Origin of the sequence: Bradyrhizobium sp. S3.3.6 (genome assembly GCF_040546905.1) — a bacterium.
GTDB lineage: Bacteria > Pseudomonadota > Alphaproteobacteria > Rhizobiales > Xanthobacteraceae > Bradyrhizobium > Bradyrhizobium cytisi.
In genome coordinates this window covers 302,720-322,043 of record NZ_JBEPOT010000004.1, presented here as the reverse complement: position 1 = coordinate 322,043, position 19,324 = coordinate 302,720, and the positions used below count along the sequence as shown (strand labels likewise).

Sequence of the window (19,324 nt, the reverse complement as noted above, 5' to 3'; positions counted from 1 at the left end):
AGCGCCCCGATGCCAAGCCCTTATTGAGAACTTAGCGGGCGATCCCAGCGAGGTGACAGCGCTTGGTAAAAGACACTGGATCACCTCCTTTCGTTGATTGCGGGAGACCTCAATATAGGCCGGCAGGCCGCCGCTGTTAAGGGGCCGCGGGCCGGGGCGGAACCAAGCTTGTGCGCAAGGGCCGGAAAGCCGGCGAAAGCCGTCGTAGGGGCAGTTGAGACCGCCGCCCGGCCGTGTTAGGGAGCCGGTGTCGCGGGTGTAGCTCAATGGTAGAGCAGCAGCCTTCCAAGCTGAATACGAGGGTTCGATTCCCTTCACCCGCTCCAAGAAACCCCATGCAGCGCAGTTTTCACACGCGTACATCGGTTTTACAGAGCGTCCTGCTACCCTCCTAGCGGCGGGATAATCATAGGAAAAAGCGCGTAATTGACCTAGCGTAGCGGCTATCGCTGAACCGTTGCTGGAACCTGCAATTCTACTGCGCTTGAGTCATTCTCGGCCACGGCGCGCCTCAAACTCAGCCAATTCTTGGTCGAGTTCATCATCCAACGTTAATCTAGGGCGGCCGGTGATAAGAACGATCTTTCCGTCCCGGTCAATTTCGACACGCTGAATTTCGACGCCACCAGCGATCGCACCGCGTACAGCGCGTGTAACGTCATGCTGTTTGAACTGTGCAGGGCGTCGGGCCAATCGAAAGCTCCAAGAGAGGTTCGAAGCCCGCATCTATATATTATAGTATATAAGTCGCAATTTGAACTTTGCCCGACTTCGACGGCATCAAGATTTTGGGCGATTCGAATCAACAGCGTCCGACTACCCGGCAGAACAGACTACGAGAACTCTTTACGTCCTCGATGCCGACCCGCGCCCGTTCGCGGTAGGCCGACATGTTTTCGCTTACGAAGGAGGCGAGGACCGCTCGATAATTTCTATCTGCTTCCTCGCTGCATCCGGCCTGAAGCGCTAAATCGCCTGTTGCGAGCAACATCTCCGCGCCAAACCTTATGACTCGATCGAACGTAGTCGAGAGCTCCTTAATGTTGGCAAGCTCTGAGCGATCCGTTCGTCCCAAAGCCGCGGTGCCTTCCATAATACGAGCGACACCGGTGCCGAAACCTTTGACGATCACCAGGTACCGGTCTGTGGTGATCGTCCATTGAGGAGACGTGCATGCCAATTTGGATAGACGACGCTTTTCGTTGTCGAAGCTATTGACGATCTGTTCCGTCGCGAGCGCGAGATCAGAGTGGCAATAGGACGCACCAAATTGATTGCAGGTTTTGATAGCCGCCACGGCTCTTTCGTTAGCTATGAGAAAATCCTTATCGTCCTCATTCTCGGCATTGGCCGCGTAGATCGGCAAAGCAACAAAGGTCGAGGTGAGAACGACGAAAAGGAATTTCATGGCGCTCTACTGCAAAGCGGGTTGTTGGAAATGAGACGTGCACTCTAGTTTATATACTATAATATATGGCTCGCAACTTCGCGTTGACTTCGCATGTCCATCATGGACGTGCGCAAAATCGTTGGCATGAATGTACGAAAGGCGCGCCTTGAAGCCGGTATCTCGCAGGAGGAGTTAGCCGGTCGGATGGGCGTCGAGCAGTTCTATATCAGTGGCCTTGAAGCGGGGCGTCGCAATGCGACTCTTGTGACGCTCTGGAGGGCAGCGATAGCGCTCAACATCGATGCAGGATTGCTGTTCGACAAAGGCAACCACCGCGCTGAACTTCCCAAATCGAAGAGGTCAAAAGGGCGGTAGAGACTTTGCAGGGACCTGCACGCAACCTGACGATCAGTTTTACAGCGCGCTGCTAACCTATTGATATGTCAAGCGTCCCTTAGCGTCGGTTTTACATGTAAGCCATTGATTTTATTGAAATATGGGGGAGCCTTCCAAGCTGAATACGAGGGTTCGATTCCCTTCACCCGCTCCAGAGCTTTCAATCGCTTATGTTTAGCGCGAGGGACGGCTCTTTTTTGATGATCTCATTCTGACAAAGGCTGCTTTACAGTTTCTGTTGCTCGCTTTTGACCGACTGTTTCTCGTATCTCGCATATTCCCACGTTCACGCCGTCACGGCGTTCTGGGCCGCCGTGAAGACGTCGCGTGCGGACGTCGTACCCGCTACGTGCTCCGTACCCTCGACTCCGAGGTCCATCCATCCTGCATTAACGGCATCAAACATTTCTTCGGCAGGTCCGGTGTAGCCCTTCGGGATGCCGAATTGCTCGAACGCTTCCGCCCACCCTGCACGCGGGACTGCAAAGGCTTTCACGTCGAGTTTCAGGACTTCACCCAATTGCTCGGCGACTTCATCCGGGCTGACCATCGAACCAAGCTCGACGACGCGCTGCCCTGACCACGCTGGCCCGGTCAAAAGGGTTGCTGCCGCCGCGCCGATGTCGTTCGTCGCGACCATGGTCGATTTCCGGTTTGTCGGATTGTAGTAGACCGGTAGCGTTCCGCCCTGGGCGACCTGCAAGCCGTAAAGGAAATTTTCGAAGAATCCACCTGCGCGCACAAATGCGATCGGCGATATCAGGTCGCGAAAACCTTGCTCCAGAAGCGACAAGGCCGTGACCATCCCAAGCCCGCTGGTCCTGTTCGCACCCATCGACGAAAGCGCTACCACTCGCGGCGGCGCTGCCTTGGTGAGCGCCTCGACATAGTTCGCAATCACGCCCTTGGCTTCTTTGTAATCGGGCGAGGGGGCCCAAACAGCCGGCAACATGACAAACGCGCCTTCGACGCCTTTGAGCGCCTGCTCGATGGCTGCCGAATCATTCCAATCACCGTCAACCAGCTCCACGCCCCGGTTCGCCCAGCTTGACGCCTTCTCGCGATTGCGGACCAGCGCGCGTACTTCCATGCCATGCGCCAACAGATGTTCTGCCGTTGCGCCGCCCACTTTTCCCGTGATTCCCATGACTAAGAACATGCGTTTTCTCCCGATCTTGAGGGACAGAGCACTGCCCCGGTTGGTTCAACGGATGAGCGGCAGAACGGCCCGGATACGGGGATCGCGCGCGTAGAGGCCGCCCCATGTCATCGCGCCCAGAAGCAGCGAAATGATTTCCGGCGGCGACCCCAACTCACCAATGCGGACATGGGCACAGATGGCACCTCCCAAAAAGCCGGTCACCAGGATCGCGCCGAGGGCGGCGGTGGCCGGGATGGCGTAAAGGATGGCGCAGGCGAGTATGATCGGAGCGACGACGTGGGTCAGGTCGATCGCGAACCCGGTTTCGTGCAACATGCTCGCGATCTGTGCCGGCGCGAACAGCTGAATAGTCCCGTCTGCAACCAGAGCGATAACGACAAACGCGCTCATTATCCGGCCGACCCACTGGGCGCGATGCAAGTTCATGGCATCAGGCGCCTGACGAAGGTTCATGGTTTCAGACATTTTGTGGTTCTCCGAGGGGGCCACCAATCTTCGAGGCCTACTGCCTACTGTGTCTCTAGGGTATGATAAACGCCGCGGAAATGAACTCACTGTTCTCTCTGCGGTGAACAATACCGAGGCACGAAAATGCAGAATCTCGAACCCATCCTCATTTTCATAACGGTAGCGGAAATGGGGAGCTTCACCCGCGCAGCCGATAGCCTCGGCATTCAGAAGGGAAGGGCGTCAACTGCGGTCCGGAAGCTGGAAGAAGATGTCGGTGTCAGGCTTTTGCACCGGACGACGCGTAGCGTGCAGTTGACGGAGGACGGACGCGCATTTCATGCCCGTGCCCGCGATCTCCTTGCTGAAGTCGATGACCTACATTCAATGTTCGCAAGCGATCGCGTGGCACTTCGCGGGCGTTTACGGGTCGATCTTCCGACCGAGGTGGCGCGTACGACGATCGTGCCGGCCTTGCCGGATTTCATGGCGACTCACCCCGCGTTGGAGCTGGAGGTGTCGAGTACGGATCGCCAAGTCGATCTGGTTCAAGAGGGGTTCGACTGCGTATTGCGACTTGGTCCCATCGGGGATGAGACGCTGATCGCCCGCCCGCTGGGCAAGTTGCGCATGGTCAACGCCGCCAGTCCTGCCTATCTGGCGCACTATGGCGTCCCTCGATCGCTAGAAGATCTCCGGCGTCAGGGTCATCGGACAATTCATTTTTCGACGATGTTGGGCGCAAGGCCCTATGGATGGGAATATCCGGACGGCGACAGCTACGCGACGCTCCAGTTGCCAGGTGCGCTGCACGTCAACAGCGCGCAGACCTACGAAGCCGCTGCCCTCGCCGGCCTTGGTCTGATTCAGGCGCCATTCTTGGGGATTGGCCGATACTTGGAGAGTGGCGCGCTTGTGGAGATTATACCCGATTTTCGTCGCCGGGCGCTCGACGTGTCTCTCGTCGTAGCACATCGGCGCAATCTGTCGCGCCGAGTCCGCGCATTCATGAAATGGATCGAAAATGTGCTCGCGCCCTACCTGGAATAGCGAATCGAGCGCTTCGTCCTGCCCTCGAAATCAATGTTTTGAGTTACGTCTGAATAGAGATCGTCGGCCGATCCCCGATCATGCGGCTATCCGGAGCTGCTGGGCCCGAGCATGCGGCCGTGTGGTTCGACCTCGACGTGTCGGTTCTCCCGACCAGGCAACGCGGCTGTTGACGTGATGCCATCATGGCGACGCTCCCGCGTTCAATCCTTCAATGCGTAGGCGATGACGTAATCGCCGCGCTTGGTGCCGAACGAGCCGTGGCCGCCGGCCGCGGTGACGACATATTGCTTGCCGTCGACCTCGTAGCTCATCGGCGTCGACTGTGCGCCGGCCGGCAAGCGGTCTTGCCAGAGCACCTTGCCGTCGCGCACGTCGTAAGCCCGGATCGTGTACTCATAGGTCCCGGTGTAGAACGCGACGCCGCCGGCGGTCGTGATCGGCCCGCCCAGCATCGGTACGCCCATCCTGAAAGGCAGCGGCAGCGGCGTGGTGTCCCGGATCGTGCCGTTGGGATGCTGCCAGACGATCTTCATCGTCTTCAGATCGATCGCGGCCATCGATCCCCAGGGCGGCCGGTAGCACGGCACGGACAGCGGCGAGAGAAAGCTCTGGATATCGACGCCGAATGGCGTGCCATACATCGGCTGCACCCCGGCCTCGCTGCCGACCGGCTTCTCGGCCGTCGGCGCTGGAGGATTCTGCGGGCCGCGCGGAATGAGCCTTGAGGCAAAAGGCAACGACATCGGGTTGGCGATGGCGATCTGCCTGACAGGATCGACCGCGATGCCGCCCCATTCGAACATGCCGAGATTGCCCGGGAAGACGAGCGTGCCCTGCAACGACGGCGGCGTGAACGTGCCGTCGTAACGCAGTCGATGGAACATGATCCGGCACAACAGTTGGTCGAAGATCGTGCCGCCCCACATGTCCGCGCCGGTGAGTTTTGCCTCGGGGCGAAATGTCAGCGCGGAGAACGGCTGCGTCGGCGCGGTGCGGTCGCCGGGGGCGGCGCCCTGCGGGACCGGACGTTCCGGCGCCGGAACGATCAGCTCGCCGGTCCTGCGATCAAGCACAAAGATGTTGCCCACCTTGGTTGGCTGGATGATCGCGGGAACGACGCCCTTGGCTGTGGTCACATCGATCAGGCTCGGTTGAGAGGGCACGTCCATGTCCCAGAGGTCGTGATGCACCGTCTGGTACGACCAGGCGCGCTTGCCGGTGTTGACGTCGAGTGCAACGATCGAGCTGGAATAGCGCTCGACCAGCGCATTGCGATTGCCGCCCCAGATGTCGGGCCCGTTATTGCCGGTGGGGATGTAGACCAGGTTCAATTTCGGATCGAACGAGGCTGTGATCCACGAGTTCGGCGAACCGTTGGTGTAGTGACGCGTCGGCGACGGCAGCTCGTTCTCGTCCGCCGCGCCGGAGTCCCAGGCCCAAACCAGCTTGCCGGTGTAGACGTCGAAGCCGCGGATCACGCCCGAAGGCACCTCGACCGCGTAATTGTCGATCACCGCGGCGGCGGCGACGAGGATCTTGTCGCTGACAATCGGTGGTGACGTCGGCTCGAAGAAGCCCGCCGTCTTGATCCCCATGCCTTGCTGGAGGTCGAGGCTGCCGTGATCGCCAAACCCCTCGCACAGCCTGCCGGTGTCGGCATCGAGCGCGATCATGCGGCCGTCATTGACGGGCAGGAAGATCCGCCGGGGGCATTCGGCGGGCGCGGGGCTGCCGCTGCTGTCGACGGCACCCGCCGCGGTTTCGTGGTAGGAGACCCCGCGGCAGGTCATATGCTGGAACGTCTTGTTGAACACCAGCTTGGGATCGTATCGCCAACGTTCCTTGCCGGTCCTGGCGTCGAGCGCAAACAGCACCTGGTGCTGGGAGCAGAGATAGAGTGTATCGCGCACCTTGATCGGTGTGACCTCGAAGGTCGTCTCACCGGAATCGTTCGGCGTCGGCATGTCGCCGGTGCGGAAGGTCCAGGCGACCTGGAGCTTGCCGACATTGTCGGGCGTGATCTGGTTCAGCGGCGAATAGCGCTGTCCGAATTGCGTGCGTCCATACGCGCGCCAATCGGCATCAGGCTGAGGATCGGCTTCGCTCTGCTGCACGGCAGAGCCGGATTCGGCGATCATGCCGTTGATGTCGTGATAGCTGGACAGAAGGGCAATGATAAGTACGGCTGACGCTGCGACAACGCCAATCCACAGCGGCAGCGTCGCGTTTCGGTAAGACACCGGCTCGTCTCGGAGCAGCCCGCGAACGATCACCGGCGTGAGCAGCCAGAGCGCCATGGGGAAAACGATGTCGCCGCGCGATGCAAGCGGCCACCAGTCGAATTGCACCTCGGAGACGGCCCATGCCAGTGTGCCGACCAGCACGATCGCAAACAGCCACAGCGCCGAACGGCGCTGCGCCAGCAATAACGCACCAGTGGCGAGAATGCCGACACCGAGGACGATGTAGAAGATCGACCCACCCAATGCGGCGAGCCAAAGGCCGCCGCCTGCGAGGACCAGGCCGATCAAGGCGTAGACGAGACCGGTGATAAAGACTGCCCTGGATCGCTGCATGGCTGCTCCGGCGCGGAAAAGGAACTACGTCTGTGCAGCGCAAGCGCAACAGAGGACGCCCACTTTCGAGGAATGTGGTTCAATCAACCAGGGCTGGCAACCGTCAACTGCTGCATTCATGTAACATCTGCGCGCAAAGCCGCGGCGCACTTGGCTGCGGGAGCAAAGTTCTTCTAAATATGCACGTCATGTTTGGCGTCGCGTCCGCACCGACGCCAAATCTCGGGAGCCACATCCGTCATGTATCTCGGCATCGATCTCGGCACCTCGGCGGTCAAGACCGTTCTCGTTGACGGCGCCCAGCGCGTGATTGCGAGCGAGAGCCGCGCTTTGACGATCACCTCGCCGCTATCAGGCTATTTCGAGCAGGATCCCGCTCAGTGGCTCGCGGCGACCTTTGCCACGCTGGACGCCTTGAAGGCATCGCATGGAAAGGAGCTGGCAGCGGTCGAAGGCATCGGGCTGTCCGGCCAGATGCACGGCGCCACGCTGCTTGATGCGAGCGAAAAGCCATTGCGGCCTTGCATTCTCTGGAACGACGGACGCTCTGCTGCGGAGTGCCGCATCCTGGAGCAGCGCTGGCCCGCCCTGCGTGCGGTCACCGGCAATAAGGCAATGCCCGGATTCACCGCGCCAAAACTGCTCTGGATTGCCGCGCACGAGCCCGAGATTTTTGCGGCGACGACACGCGTCCTGATGCCGAAGGCCTATCTGCGGCTGGTGCTATCAGGCGAGGCGATCGAGGACGTCTCGGACGCGTCGGGATCGCTATGGCTCGACGCGGCACGCCGGGACTGGTCCGATGCGGCGCTGGCTGCGACCGGCCTGTCGCGCGCGCACATGCCGCGCCTGGTCGAGGGCTGCGCGCCCGCAGCCACATTGCGCAGCGAACTGGCGCAGCGCTGGGGCATGGCGAGGTGCCCGATGATCGCGGGCGGTGCTGGCGACAATCCGGCGGGTGCCGTCGGCATCGGCGCGATCAGGCCCGGAACCGCGTTCATCTCTCTGGGAACCTCAGGCGCCTTGCTGGCGCCGACCAGCCACGTTGCCGCCAATCCGGACCGCGTGGTTCACACGTTCTGCCATGCGATCCCTGGAATGTGGATTCAGGCCGGCGCGATCCTCTCGGCGGCCTCGTGTCTGGCCTGGGCCGCGCGGCTGTTCGGCGTCACTGAAACCGAGCTGCTGGCGCCGCTGGGGGCGCGCCCGCAGGCGCCGTCTCCCGTGAGCTTCCTGCCTTATCTCGCCGGCGAGCGGACACCGCATGACGACCCCGTCGTGCGTGGCATGCTCGATGGCTTGAGCCACGGCACCGACCGCGCGGCGATCGTGCAGGCCGTGCTCGAGGGCGTCGCCTTTGCGCTGGCGGATTGCCGGGACGTGCTTGGCGATGCCGGCATTGCGGTTACGGAAGCTGACGTCATCGGCGGCGGCTCGCGGTCGCGGTTCTGGCTGTCGGTGCTGGCCAATGTTCTCAATGTTCCGATCCATCGCTTTGCCGACGGTGAAACCGGAGCGGCGTTCGGTGCGGCGAGATTGGGGCGGCTTGCTGTCACGGGCGAGGCAGTCGCCGCCGTCTGCACGCCCCCGCAACGCGTCGAAACCTTCGAACCCGGTCGCGCGCTGGTCGAATCCTATGCCGAGCGGCTTTCCGCCTGGCACGAACTGTATCGGCGGCGCCACTAACATCGCTTTGGTTGCCCATTTCTGCCTGTTCGCTGTTGCCCTGTGCGACGGCCTTTTGTTTAATGGGTGAACCGCGCTTAAGAACGAGATGCGGACAGGAAACGCCTTGTGTGCCGGGAGGCACGATGAACGATCCGATCCTCGAGATGCGGGGAGTTTCAAAATCCTTCTTCGGCATCAAGGCGCTGCGCGCGGTCGACCTGACCGTCTATGCGGGCGAGATCCATGCCTTGATGGGCGAGAACGGTGCCGGCAAATCGACCCTGATGAAAATCCTGTCGGGTGCCTACCGGCCAGATCCCGGCGGCGAGATCCGCATCGAGGGCAAGCCGGCGCGCATCGAAGGGCCGCTTGGCGGCCGGGCCGCGGGCATTTCGATCATCTATCAGGAACTGTCTTTGGCCCCCAATCTGAGCGTTGCGGAGAATATTTATCTCGGCCGCGAGCTCTCGCGTTCGGGTTTGCTGGCGCGTGGCGCCATGCGCGAGGGCGTCGGCCCGATCCTGGAGCGGCTGGGGGCGGACTTTCTGCCGTCGACACTGGTCGCGCATCTCTCCATGGGTCAGCGCCAGCTCGTCGAGATAGCGCGTGCGCTGCACGCGCGCTCGAAAATCCTGATCATGGACGAGCCGACCACCGCGCTGTCAGCCGGCGAAAGCGAGCGACTGTTCGCGCTGATCCGTCAGCTCCGTGCCGAGGGGCTTGCCATCATCTACATCTCGCACCGCATGGACGAGGTCTATGCGCTCGGTGACCGCGTCACCGTGCTGCGCGACGGCCGCCTGGTCGGCTCGCTCGACAAGCAGGACATCCGCGCCGACGCCATCGTTCGCATGATGGTCGGGCGCGACGTCTCCTCCTTCTACAAGAAAGATCATGATCCCGAGGCCGGGAAGGGGCATCCCGTGCTGAGCGCCATCGACATGGCCGACGGGCTGCGCGTCAAGGGCTGCTCGCTCACCGTGCATGCGGGCGAGGTGGTGGGGCTTGCCGGCCTGATCGGCGCCGGCCGCACCGAGCTTGCGCATCTCATCATCGGCGCGGCGCCGAGAATTTCAGGCCGTCTCGAGCTTGAAGGCCAGCCAATCGACATCCGTACGCCCGGCGAAGCGCTCGAGGCCGGCATCGCCTATCTGACGGAAGACAGGAAGGCGCTTGGCCTGTTTCTGGACATGTCGTGTCAGGACAACATCAATCTCGCCGTGCTCGGGCGCGATGCCAAGCTCGGTTGTTTCCTGGATCGCGACAAGGCGCGCGAGCGTGCCGACAGGGCCTTCACCGGGCTCAGCATCCGCGCTGCCAATGTCGGCGTGCCCGCCGGGGGCCTCTCCGGCGGCAACCAGCAGAAAGTGCTGTTGTCGCGGCTTCTCGCCATCGCGCCAAAGGTCCTGATCCTCGACGAGCCGACGCGCGGCGTCGACGTCGGCGCCAAGTCCGAGATTTATTCGATCATCGACAATCTTGCCAAGGCCGGTACCGCGATCCTCGTCATCTCGTCCGATCTCCCTGAAATCATCGGCATCTGCGACCGGGTCATCGTGATGCGGTCGGGACTTGTCGCGGGCGAGGTCAGGCGAACCGAGACGGCGCCATTAACTCAGGAAGACATCATGGCCCTCGCCACGTGGACGGAGCATCTGGATGCCTGACAACGGATCGACGCAGGCGAAGGCCGCCACGGCGAACGACCTTGCTGTCGCCCAGGCGACCAAGCGCCAGCGCATCAGGCTTCTGATCCGCGCGGCCGGCATGCTGCCAGTGCTGCTGCTGCTATGCGCCGGCTTTCATTATCTCTCCGACGGCCGTTTCTTCACCGGGCAGAATCTCGGCATCGTCCTGCAGCAGGCTGCCGTCAACACCGTGCTCGCCGCGGGCATGACCTTCGTCATCCTCACCGGCGGCATCGATCTCTCGGTCGGCTCGATCCTGGCGGCGTCGGCAATGGCCGGCCTGACGATGTCGAAACTGCCCGAGTTAGGTGCGCTGTGGCTGCCGGCCGCGGTTCTCACCGGTCTCGGCTTCGGCGTCGTCAACGGTGCGCTTATTGCGCTGTTGCGCCTGCCGCCCTTCATCGTCACGCTGGGTTCGCTCACCGCCGTGCGTGGCCTGGCGCGGCTGCTCGGCGCCGACACCACGGTGTTCAATCCATCCATTCCCTACGCCTTCATCGGCAACGGATCGCTGACGCTTGTGCCCGGCGTGGCATCGATCCCGTGGCTCTCGGTGATCGCCCTGCTCGTCATCCTGGTCTCGTGGCTCGTGCTGCGCCGGACCGTGCTCGGCGTGCATATCTATGCGGTGGGCGGCAATGAGAGCGCGGCGCGGCTTGCCGGCATCAAGGTCTGGGCCGTCGTGATCTTCGTCTATGGCGTGTCGGGATTGCTGGCCGGGTTGGGCGGCGCCATGCAGGCGGCGCGGCTCTACGCGGCCAACGGTCTGCAGCTCGGCCAAAGCTACGAGCTCGACGCCATCACCGCGGTCATTCTCGGCGGCACGTCGTTCGTCGGTGGCATCGGCTCGATATGGGGGACGCTGGTCGGCGCGCTGATCATCGCCGTGCTCTCGAACGGCCTGATCCTCACGGGCGTCTCCGACATCTGGCAATATGTGATCAAGGGTCTGGTGATCATCGGCGCCGTGGCGCTGGATCGCTATCGGCTGCAAGGCTCTGCCAGAACCTGAAAAGGCTCCGCCCGAACCTGAAAAGGCTCCGCCAGAACCTGAAGGCTCCGCCAGAACGTAAGGGATCGGGGCGCGATACGAGATTCCGCTACGGCAACTGGTCTGCCGTGCCGGATTAAGGACAGACCAGGGAGGAAGCCAATGTTGAAGATGACCATGCTCGCCGGCGCCGCAATGGCGCTTGCCCTGACCACCGCGCCGTCCTCGGCCAAGGAGCTGAAGTCGATCGGCGTTTCGCTTGGTTCGATGGGTAATCCGTTCTTCGTCGCGCTGTCGAAGGGTGCCGAGTTCGAGGCCAAGAAGACCAATCCCAACGTGAAGATCACCACCGTCGGGTTCGAATACGACCTCGGCAAGCAGGTTACCCAGATCGACAATTTCATCGCCGCCGGCGTCGACCTGATCCTGTTGAACCCCGGCGATCCCAAGGCGATCGGGCCGGCGATCAAGAAGGCGCAGGCGGCGGGTATCGTTGTCGTCGCCGTCGACACCGCGGCCGAAGGCGCCGATGCCACGGTGACCACGAACAACGTCCAGGCCGGTGAGATTTCTTGCCAGTACATCGTCGATAAGCTCGGTGCCAAAGGCGATGTCATCATCGAGAATGGGCCGCAGGTCTCCGCCGTCATCGACCGCGTCACCGGCTGCAAGAACGTGTTCGGTAAGAATCCCGGCATCAAGGTGCTGTCCAGCGACCAGGACGGCAAGGGCTCGCGTGAGGGCGGCCTCACGGTCGCGCAGGGTTATCTGACGCGCTTCCCCAAGATCGACGCCATCTTCGCCATCAACGACCCGCAGGCGATCGGCACTGACCTTGCGGCGCGCCAGCAGAACCGCAGCGGCATCGTCATCACCGCGGTTGACGGCGCGCCGGATATCGAGGCCTCGCTGAAGGATCCCGCGTCGCCGCAGATCCAGGCGTCAGCGTCGCAGGATCCGTTCTTCATGGCGCGGCGCGCCGTGCAGATCGGCGTCGGCATTCTCAGTGGGCAGAAGCCGGCCTCGACCGTCGAGCTGCTGCCGTCGAAGCTCGTGACCCGAGACAATATCGCGCAGTACAAGGGCTGGACCTCGGACCGGTCGCAGTAACATCCCGCAATTTTGCTGATTGCGGCCCAATTCGAGAGGGGCGTCCCGGGAAACCGGCCCGGGGGCACCTCTCGAGGTTGACCTCGGCGACCGATCTGTCAAAGAAGGGGGAGTTTTGACGGTGGGGCGGCCGAATGGTAGCGCCCGCGGGCGCTATTGGGAGCAGTTAGGGATATGGCTGAGCGGGTCGCTCTCATCACCGGTGTGACCGGCCAGGACGGCGCCTATCTTGCCGAACATCTGCTGTCGCTCGGTTATGTCGTGCACGGCATCAAGCGTCGCTCGTCCTCGTTCAATACCGCACGCGTCGACCATCTCTATCAGGATCCGCATGTCGGCGACGTGCCGTTCCTGATGCATTACGGCGACATGACGGATTCGACCAATCTGATCCGCCTGGTGCAGCAGATCCGGCCGACCGAGATCTACAATCTCGCCGCCCAAAGCCACGTCGCCGTCAGCTTCGAGAGCCCCGAATACACCGCCAACGCCGACGCCATCGGCGTGCTGCGCCTGCTGGAGGCGATCCGTATCCTCGGCATGGAGAAGCAGATGCGGTTCTACCAGGCCTCGACCTCCGAGCTCTACGGCCTGGTGCAGGAGATTCCGCAGAAGGAGACCACGCCGTTCTACCCGCGCTCGCCTTACGGCGTCGCCAAGCTCTATGGCTACTGGATCACGGTGAACTACCGTGAAGCCTACGGCATGTTTGCCTCGAACGGTATCCTGTTCAACCATGAGAGCCCGATCCGCGGCGAGACCTTCGTGACCCGCAAGATCACCCGCGGCGTCGCCCGCATCGAGGTCGGGCTCGAGGAGACGCTCTATCTCGGCAATCTCTCGGCCAAGCGCGACTGGGGTCATGCCAGGGACTATGTCGAAGGCATGCACAAGATCCTGCAAGCCGACAAGCCCGACGACTTCGTGCTCGCCACCGGCGAGGCGCACTCGGTGCGCGAGCTGGTCGAGCTGTCCTTCGCGCAGGTCGGCCGTCGCCTCGAGTGGCGCGGCGCAGGCGCCGACGAGACTGGCGTCGATGCCGGGAGCGGCAAGACGGTTGTGAAGATCGATCCGACCTATTTCCGTCCGACCGAGGTCGATCTGCTGATCGGTGATGCCAGCAAGGCGCGAAAAGTGCTCGGCTGGAAGCCGAAGCGGACCTTTGCGCAGCTCGTCGAGGAGATGATGGCGAGCGATCTGGCCGAGGCCAAACGGGACATCGCAAATGGCAAGCGTACCGTTTGAGCTGAAGGGCAAGAGCGTCTACGTCGCCGGCCATCGCGGTATGGTCGGTGCGGCGCTGGCGCGCCGGCTGGCGCGGGAGGACGTGAAGCTTGTCACGGTGGAGCGGCGCGAGGTCGATCTCTGCAACCAAGCTGCCGTGTTCGACTGGTTCGCGCGGGTGCGGCCGCAGGTGGTCTTCCTCGCCGCGGCAAAAGTCGGCGGCATCTTCGCTAACAACACGCTGCGCGCCGAGTTCATCTACGACAACATTGCGATCGCCGCGAACGTGATCCATGCCGCGCATCTGAACCGCGCCGAGAAGCTGATGTTCCTCGGCTCGTCCTGCATCTATCCAAAGCTCGCACCGCAGCCCTTGCGCGAGGACACCGTGCTGACCGGCCCGCTGGAGCCGACCAACGAGCCTTACGCCATTGCCAAGATCGCCGGGATCAAGATGGCCGAGGCCTATCGCGGCCAGTATGGCAGCGACTTCATCAGCGTGATGCCGACCAATCTCTACGGTCCCGGCGACAATTATCACCCCGAGCTGAGCCACGTCGTTGCTGCGCTGATCCGCCGCTTTCACGAGGCGAAACTGTCGGGGGCGAAGAACGTGGTTGTCTGGGGCACCGGCACGCCGCGTCGCGAGTTCCTCTATGTCGACGATATGGCGGATGCTTGCGTGCATCTGATGAAGACCTATTCCGGGGCGGACCTGATCAACATCGGCACCGGCGAGGACATCGCCATCGCCGAATTCGCGCATGTCGTCGCCGAGATCGTCGGCTATCGCGGCGAAATCAGCTTCGACAGCTCCCGCCCTGATGGCACCCCGCGCAAGCTGCTCGACGTCAGCCGCCTCGACAAGCTCGGCTGGCGCGCGACGACGTCGCTTCACGATGGCTTGAAGAAAGCCTATGCGGCGTACCAAGCCGCCACGATCGTCCCCGCACAATAGTAGGAACCATCGCTCTCAGCACGAGTTGGCCGGTCGGGTGGAAAACACACGAGGTCAACCGTGCAAGAAGCTGTGCACGTGCGCTCGACCGCGCAAATCGCAGGCCATCCCATTCATCCGATGCTGGTGCCGATCCCCATCGCGTGCTTCATCGGCGCGCTGCTGACCGACATCGCCTATCTCGTCTCGGCCGAGATCATGTGGGCGGATTTTTCCGCCTGGCTTCTGCTGGTCGGCGTCATCTTCGGCGTGCTGGCCGCGATCGCGGGCCTGACCGATTTCCTCGGCAATCGCCTGGTGCGCGCGCAGGCGCCGGCCTGGCCGCATCTGATCGGCAACGCCGTGGCGCTGATCCTCGCGATCACCAATGCGCTCATTCACACGCGTGACGCCTGGACCTCGGTCTGGCCACTCGGTCTCATTCTTTCGGTGCTTACCGTGCTGATCCTGCCGGTGACGGGTTGGCTCGGCTGGGCCATGGTGTACCGCCACGGTGTGGGAGTTGCGCGATGAAGTCTCCCCTTGCGCGGGCGCTGCTATGCGCTTCGCTTCTTGGTCTCCTCGCCGGCTGTGATGACGGCAGCGGCGATCCCAAGGCGCAGATCGGCGCCAATCCGAAGCTGCCCGACATCCGGCAATATTTGCTACCGCCGGTGCACATCGCCCGCATTGTCGGCTGGAAGAAGGACGAGACGCCGACGGTCGCGCAGGGTCTGCAGGCCAAGGCGTTCGCCACCGGCCTGCAGCATCCACGCTCGCTCTATGTTCTCCCCAATGGCGACGTGCTGGTGGTGGAATCCAAGGCGCCGAAGGCCGCCGCGATCAAGCGGCCCAAGGAGATCGTGATGGGCTTCATCGAGTCCTGGGCGACCTCGGGCGGCGATACCGGCGAGAGCAACCGCATCACGCTGTTGCGCGACACCAACGGCGACGGCGTCCCCGACACGCAGAGCGTCTTCCTCGACCATCTCAACTCGCCGTTCGGCGTCGCGCTGGTCGGCAACGATCTCTATGTCGCCAACACCGACGCGATCGTGAAATACCCCTACACCGAAGGCGATACCAGGATCACCGCGCCGGGTACGGTGCTGACGCCGCTGCCGGGCGGGCCGATCGACCACCACTGGACCAAGAGCCTGGTCGCAAGCCCGGATGGCTCAAAGCTCTATGCCGGCGTCGGCTCCAACAGCAACATCACCGAGAACGGGATGGAGGCCGAGCACAATCGCGCCGACATTCTCGAGGTCGATCGCGCCAGCGGTCGCTGGCGTATCTTTGCCAGCGGCTTGCGCAATCCGAACGGCCTCAGCTTCGAGCCGCAGACCGGTGCGCTGTGGACGGTGGTGAACGAGCGCGACGAACTCGGCCCCGATCTCGTGCCCGACTACATGACCTCGGTGAAGGACGGAGCCTTCTATGGCTGGCCCTACAGCTATTACGGCCAGCACGTCGATCCCCGCGTCAAGCCGCAGCGGCCGGACCTCGTTGCCAAGGCGATTGTACCTGACTATGCGCTAAGCTCGCATGTCGCGCCGCTCGGGCTCGCGTTCTCGACCGGCAGTAGCCTGCCGAGTGATTATCGCAATGGCGCCTTCGTCGGCGAGCACGGCAGCTGGAACCGGCAGGTGCTCAACGGCTACAAGGTCGTGTACGTGCCGTTCGCGGACGGCAAGCCGAGCGGGCCCGCACAGGACGTCGTCACGGGATTCCTCAACAGCGACAACCAGGCACGCGGCCGTCCCGTCGGCGTCGCCATCGACAAGACCGGCGCGCTGCTGGTCGCCGACGACAGCGGCAACACGGTGTGGCGGGTGACGGCTGCGCATCCGCAGGTCACGCAACGATAGGAGTTGGACGATGGGCCTTGCTCAATACGCGGTCGTGCCGGTGCAGGACGAGTGGGGCGTGCTGCATGATGGCGACGTGAAGAGCAGATACGCCACCAAGGAAGCCGCGTTCGAGTCGGCGGTCGCCGCAGCATCTCTGGCGTTGCGCGAGGGGCACGAGGTTCACGTCAGCGTCCCCGGCCGCGAGGCGGGGGAGGCCGCGCTGGGAAGCTAGCTTCTTTACGACCAGCCGCCCGCGCCGCGGTCAGCGTCCCCGCGAAATAACATCAGGTTAGGTTTATCGCATAACTGGGTAATTGTGTTAGCCCGGCGAAAGCCTATTGTCGCGCCAATCAAACACCTATCGGCAGTGACAAACGCTTGCGGAGATCCGCACAGCGCGCGGAGAGTGCTGCCCAATTTCTCCAAGAAGCCCGCCAAGGGACCCAGAAACCAATGTGGAGGAATTTTGATATGACCGCGATCCATCAGATGAGTCAGTCCAGGAAGGCCGCTGCCAGCGGCTGGATCGGGTCGGCTCTCGAATATTATGACTTCTTCATCTACGCGACCGCCGCGTCGCTGATCTTCCCGCAAATCTTCTTCCCGTCGGAAAATCCCACGGTCGCCATCGTCGCGTCGCTTGCGACCTATGGCGTCGGCTATGTGGCCCGGCCGATCGGCGCCTTCGTGCTCGGACATTGGGGCGACACCCACGGCCGCAAGACCGTTCTCATCGTTTGCATGTTTCTGATGGGCATCTCGACCATGGCGGTCGGGATCCTGCCGACCTATCAGCAGGTCGGCATCCTCGCGCCGGTCCTGCTCGTCATCCTGCGTCTCATCCAGGGATTTGCCGTTGCCGGCGAAATCTCCGGCGCGAGCTCGATGATCCTGGAGCACGCGCCGTTCGGTCGGCGCGGCTTCTATGCAAGCTTCGCCCTTCAGGGCGTGCAGGCTGGACAGATTCTCGCAGCCGCGGTCTTCCTGCCGCTGGCGGCCTACATGCCGAACGAGGCCTTCAACAGCTGGGGCTGGCGGATTCCCTTCCTGCTCAGCTTCTTCGTCATCGTTGCCGGCTATATCATCCGTCGCGAAGTCGACGAGACCCCCGCCTTTGCCCGCGAGGGCGAGCGGGGAGAAACGCCGCGGGCGCCCATTGTCCAAGCCATCAAGCTGAGCTGGCGCGACATGCTCAGGGTCATCTGCATGGCGCTGATGAACGTCATTCCGGTCGTTGCGACCATTTTCGGTGCAGCCTACGCGGTGCAGCCGGCCTACGGCATCGGCTTTGCCAAGGACGTCTATCTCTGGATCCCGGTGCTCGGAAACATGCTGGCCGTGTTCGTCATTCCCTTCGTCGGCAATCTCTCCGACAAGATCGGCCGCAAGCCTCCGATCGTCGTCGGCGCGCTGCTCTCCGGTCTGCTCGCGTTCGGCTATCTCTATGCCATCAGCATCAGGAACGTGCCGCTGGCGATCCTGCTGTCGCTGTTGATGTGGGGCGTGGTCTATCAGGGCTACAACGCGATCTTTCCGAGCTTTTACCCGGAGCTGTTTCCGACGCGCACCCGTGTTTCGGCCATGGCGATCTCGCAGAACATCGGAACCACCATCACGGCGTTGCTTCCGGCCCTGTTTGCGACCGTGGCGCCTCCCGGCTCGGCCAACATTCCCTTGACGGTCGGCGCGATCGCCTTCGGCATCACGGTCATCGCGGCGCTGGCGGCCATCACGGCCCGTGAGACCTATCGGGTCAGTATCGACGATCTCGGCAATCCCGAGGCCGTTCCGATGGCACGGGCTGACTATGAGCGACAGCGCGCGGAGGCGGCGAGCGGTGCGGCCGCAATTCCGACCTGATAGGAACGAGTGAACGCAATGCCGCTGCAATCGATCGTGCTTGCAGCGGCAGGGCTTCACGCTTTATGTGGCTCCTTATTCGAACTTTGTGCGCGCGAGCGCGATCATCATGAGGTCAAGGGATGAACCCCGTCGTCGTTGCTGTCGCTATCACCGGCTCCGTTCCGCGCAAGAAGGACAATCCGGCGGTGCCCATCCTGCCTTCCGAACAGATTGAATCGACGCAACAAGCCTTCGAAGCCGGCGCCACGCTTGCCCATATCCATGTGCGCAACGATGACGAGACGCCGTCCTCTGATCCCCAGCGCTTTGCCCTGGTGCAGGAAGGGATCAGGAAGCATTGTCCGGGGATGATCGTGCAGTTCTCGACCGGCGGGCGGGGCCGCGATCCCTCGGCGCGTGGATCATCGCTCTATCTGAAGCCGGACATGGCCTCGCTCTCCACGGGGTCGGTGAACTTTCCGACGATTGTCTACGAGAACAGCGCCGCCCTGGTCGAGACGCTCGCGACCGGCATGAAGGCAGCTGGCGTCCGCCCGGAAATCGAGATCTTCGATCTGTCGCATCTGCATGGCGCCCGACGCCTGATCGAGGCAGGGTTGATCGACCCGCGTCCGCACGTGCAATTCGTCATGGGCGTCAAGAACGCGATGCCCGCCGACGAGCATGTCCTCGACATCCTGCTGGCAGAGCTCAGGCGGCTGATCCCGAAAGCCACATGGACCGCGGCCGGGATCGGGCGCCATCAAGCCGAGGTCATGGACTGGGCGCTGGCGCGCGGCGCCGACGCGGTTCGCACCGGGCTCGAGGACAATATCAGGATCGACAAGACGCGGCTGGCCGCCAGCAACGCGGAGCTCGTGACTATCGCGGCCGAGGCTGTCACGCGCCACGGCCGGCGCATCGCGACGGCAGCCGAGGCGCGATCCCTGCTCGGGATCGCGGGGTAGGGAGGACCGTTCTCCACCTGAC

Annotated in this window: 17 protein-coding genes and 1 tRNA gene; 14 read left to right on the top strand and 4 right to left on the bottom strand. The window is 62.7% G+C overall.

Going from position 1 to position 19,324, the window contains the following annotated elements; genetic code table 11:
• The first annotated feature begins 252 nt into the window (after positions 1-252).
• A tRNA-Gly gene (locus ABID59_RS14200) sits at positions 253-326 on the top strand.
• Between the two features lie 476 nt (positions 327-802).
• Here the strand turns inward: ABID59_RS14200 and ABID59_RS14195 are convergent.
• Positions 803-1,408 carry a hypothetical protein gene (locus tag ABID59_RS14195; protein WP_354083776.1) on the bottom strand — a complete coding sequence of 202 codons (606 nt, stop codon included), beginning with the start codon at positions 1,406-1,408 and terminating at the stop codon, positions 803-805.
• 93 nt (positions 1,409-1,501) lie between these two features.
• On the opposite strand from ABID59_RS14195, the gene ABID59_RS14190 reads away from it, so the two are divergent.
• Positions 1,502-1,765, top strand: a complete 264-nt coding sequence (locus ABID59_RS14190) for a helix-turn-helix domain-containing protein (protein WP_347951910.1) — start codon at positions 1,502-1,504, stop codon at positions 1,763-1,765.
• 307 nt (positions 1,766-2,072) lie between these two features.
• Here ABID59_RS14190 and ABID59_RS14185 read toward each other — a convergent pair whose 3' ends face one another.
• Positions 2,073-2,945, bottom strand: a complete 873-nt coding sequence (locus tag ABID59_RS14185; protein ID WP_354083775.1) for an NmrA family NAD(P)-binding protein — start codon at positions 2,943-2,945, stop codon at positions 2,073-2,075.
• A gap of 45 nt (positions 2,946-2,990) precedes the next feature.
• On the bottom strand, positions 2,991-3,413 hold the full coding sequence (locus ABID59_RS14180) for a DoxX family protein (protein ID WP_148750297.1): 423 nt from the start codon (positions 3,411-3,413) through the stop codon (positions 2,991-2,993).
• Between the two features lie 126 nt (positions 3,414-3,539).
• Here ABID59_RS14180 and ABID59_RS14175 point away from each other — a divergent pair, with 126 nt between their 5' ends.
• Complete coding sequence (locus ABID59_RS14175) at positions 3,540-4,445, top strand: LysR family transcriptional regulator (protein WP_148750298.1); 906 nt, start codon at positions 3,540-3,542, stop codon at positions 4,443-4,445.
• A gap of 203 nt (positions 4,446-4,648) precedes the next feature.
• On the opposite strand, the gene ABID59_RS14170 is transcribed toward ABID59_RS14175, so the two are convergent.
• The gene (locus ABID59_RS14170) at positions 4,649-7,024 is read right to left on the bottom strand and encodes a glucose/quinate/shikimate family membrane-bound PQQ-dependent dehydrogenase (protein ID WP_354083774.1); all 2,376 of its coding nucleotides are present in this window, start codon (positions 7,022-7,024) and stop codon (positions 4,649-4,651) included.
• Between the two features lie 240 nt (positions 7,025-7,264).
• Here ABID59_RS14170 and xylB point away from each other — a divergent pair, with 240 nt between their 5' ends.
• From xylB to ABID59_RS14115, 11 genes are all read left to right on the top strand, one after another.
• Positions 7,265-8,710 (top strand): xylulokinase, encoded by a 1,446-nt coding sequence (gene xylB, locus ABID59_RS14165; protein WP_354083773.1) that lies wholly within the window; start codon positions 7,265-7,267, stop codon positions 8,708-8,710.
• 125 nt (positions 8,711-8,835) lie between these two features.
• Positions 8,836-10,359, top strand: coding sequence for a sugar ABC transporter ATP-binding protein (locus tag ABID59_RS14160; RefSeq protein ID WP_354037226.1), 1,524 nt, complete (start codon positions 8,836-8,838; stop codon positions 10,357-10,359).
• A complete protein-coding gene (locus tag ABID59_RS14155) occupies positions 10,352-11,392 on the top strand; it encodes an ABC transporter permease subunit (protein ID WP_148750302.1) in 1,041 nt (346 codons plus the stop codon). Before ABID59_RS14160 ends, ABID59_RS14155 begins: the two co-directional genes overlap by 8 nt.
• A 141-nt stretch (positions 11,393-11,533) precedes the next feature.
• Entirely contained in the window at positions 11,534-12,481 is a 948-nt protein-coding gene (locus tag ABID59_RS14150) for an ABC transporter substrate-binding protein (protein ID WP_354083772.1), read from the top strand.
• 174 nt (positions 12,482-12,655) lie between these two features.
• The gene (gmd, locus tag ABID59_RS14145) at positions 12,656-13,726 is read left to right on the top strand and encodes a GDP-mannose 4,6-dehydratase (RefSeq protein ID WP_354083771.1); all 1,071 of its coding nucleotides are present in this window, start codon (positions 12,656-12,658) and stop codon (positions 13,724-13,726) included.
• Positions 13,707-14,663, top strand: coding sequence for a GDP-L-fucose synthase (gene fcl, locus ABID59_RS14140; protein WP_354083770.1), 957 nt, complete (start codon positions 13,707-13,709; stop codon positions 14,661-14,663). The genes gmd and fcl overlap by 20 nt, the downstream gene beginning before the upstream one ends.
• A 120-nt stretch (positions 14,664-14,783) precedes the next feature.
• The gene (locus ABID59_RS14135; protein ID WP_502916801.1) at positions 14,784-15,176 is read left to right on the top strand and encodes a DUF2231 domain-containing protein; all 393 of its coding nucleotides are present in this window, start codon (positions 14,784-14,786) and stop codon (positions 15,174-15,176) included.
• Positions 15,173-16,510, top strand: a complete 1,338-nt coding sequence (locus ABID59_RS14130) for a PQQ-dependent sugar dehydrogenase (RefSeq protein WP_354083768.1) — start codon at positions 15,173-15,175, stop codon at positions 16,508-16,510. Before ABID59_RS14135 ends, ABID59_RS14130 begins: the two co-directional genes overlap by 4 nt.
• Positions 16,511-16,520: 10 nt before the next feature.
• Positions 16,521-16,724 carry a hypothetical protein gene (locus ABID59_RS14125; protein WP_354083767.1) on the top strand — a complete coding sequence of 68 codons (204 nt, stop codon included), beginning with the start codon at positions 16,521-16,523 and terminating at the stop codon, positions 16,722-16,724.
• A gap of 239 nt (positions 16,725-16,963) precedes the next feature.
• Positions 16,964-18,352: an MFS transporter gene (locus tag ABID59_RS14120; RefSeq protein ID WP_354083766.1), complete on the top strand. Its 1,389-nt coding sequence runs from the start codon at positions 16,964-16,966 to the stop codon at positions 18,350-18,352.
• Between the two features lie 122 nt (positions 18,353-18,474).
• Complete coding sequence (locus ABID59_RS14115; RefSeq protein WP_354037221.1) at positions 18,475-19,302, top strand: 3-oxoadipate:acetyl-CoA acetyltransferase; 828 nt, start codon at positions 18,475-18,477, stop codon at positions 19,300-19,302.
• Positions 19,303-19,324 lie beyond the last annotated feature (22 nt).

Coding starts and splice junctions, on each gene's coding strand:
- ABID59_RS14195 (WP_354083776.1), bottom strand. CDS start 1,408: ATGAAATTCCTTTTCGTCGTTCTCACCTCGACCTTTGTTGCTTTGCCG.
- ABID59_RS14190 (WP_347951910.1), top strand. CDS start 1,502: ATGTCCATCATGGACGTGCGCAAAATCGTTGGCATGAATGTACGAAAG.
- ABID59_RS14185 (WP_354083775.1), bottom strand. CDS start 2,945: ATGTTCTTAGTCATGGGAATCACGGGAAAAGTGGGCGGCGCAACGGCA.
- ABID59_RS14180 (WP_148750297.1), bottom strand. CDS start 3,413: ATGTCTGAAACCATGAACCTTCGTCAGGCGCCTGATGCCATGAACTTG.
- ABID59_RS14175 (WP_148750298.1), top strand. CDS start 3,540: ATGCAGAATCTCGAACCCATCCTCATTTTCATAACGGTAGCGGAAATG.
- ABID59_RS14170 (WP_354083774.1), bottom strand. CDS start 7,024: ATGCAGCGATCCAGGGCAGTCTTTATCACCGGTCTCGTCTACGCCTTG.
- xylB (WP_354083773.1), top strand. CDS start 7,265: ATGTATCTCGGCATCGATCTCGGCACCTCGGCGGTCAAGACCGTTCTC.
- ABID59_RS14160 (WP_354037226.1), top strand. CDS start 8,836: ATGAACGATCCGATCCTCGAGATGCGGGGAGTTTCAAAATCCTTCTTC.
- ABID59_RS14155 (WP_148750302.1), top strand. CDS start 10,352: ATGCCTGACAACGGATCGACGCAGGCGAAGGCCGCCACGGCGAACGAC.
- ABID59_RS14150 (WP_354083772.1), top strand. CDS start 11,534: ATGTTGAAGATGACCATGCTCGCCGGCGCCGCAATGGCGCTTGCCCTG.
- gmd (WP_354083771.1), top strand. CDS start 12,656: ATGGCTGAGCGGGTCGCTCTCATCACCGGTGTGACCGGCCAGGACGGC.
- fcl (WP_354083770.1), top strand. CDS start 13,707: ATGGCAAGCGTACCGTTTGAGCTGAAGGGCAAGAGCGTCTACGTCGCC.
- ABID59_RS14135 (WP_502916801.1), top strand. CDS start 14,784: ATGCTGGTGCCGATCCCCATCGCGTGCTTCATCGGCGCGCTGCTGACC.
- ABID59_RS14130 (WP_354083768.1), top strand. CDS start 15,173: ATGAAGTCTCCCCTTGCGCGGGCGCTGCTATGCGCTTCGCTTCTTGGT.
- ABID59_RS14125 (WP_354083767.1), top strand. CDS start 16,521: ATGGGCCTTGCTCAATACGCGGTCGTGCCGGTGCAGGACGAGTGGGGC.
- ABID59_RS14120 (WP_354083766.1), top strand. CDS start 16,964: ATGACCGCGATCCATCAGATGAGTCAGTCCAGGAAGGCCGCTGCCAGC.
- ABID59_RS14115 (WP_354037221.1), top strand. CDS start 18,475: ATGAACCCCGTCGTCGTTGCTGTCGCTATCACCGGCTCCGTTCCGCGC.